The 264-nt window shown below is 36.4% G+C and carries 1 protein-coding gene; it reads left to right on the forward strand.

Going from position 1 to position 264, the window contains the following annotated elements; all coding sequences use genetic code 11:
- Positions 1-264: Ig-like domain-containing protein (locus tag CXF54_RS13010; RefSeq protein ID WP_198551077.1), on the forward strand; the 264-nt coding region annotated here is incomplete at both ends.

Here is a 264-nt window from a genome sequence, read left to right on the forward strand (position 1 = left end):
CTATACTACAACTCCTGGAGCTGATGTAACAGAAAACGTATTAGTAAATGATAATGATATTGAAGGTGATAATCAAACAGTAACTGCTAATACAAACCCAACTAATGGTACTGTAACAATGTCTCCTTCTGGTGACTTTACTTATACGCCTAACCCTGGGTATACTGGTGCAGATTCTTTCACTTATACTATTTGTGATGATAATGCTGACCAAGCTTGTGATACAGCTACAGTTTATATTACAGTGGGTGGTATTGCTAATAC

This window comes from Olleya sp. 1-3 (assembly GCF_002836085.1).
GTDB classification, from domain to species: Bacteria; Bacteroidota; Bacteroidia; order Flavobacteriales; family Flavobacteriaceae; genus Olleya; species Olleya namhaensis.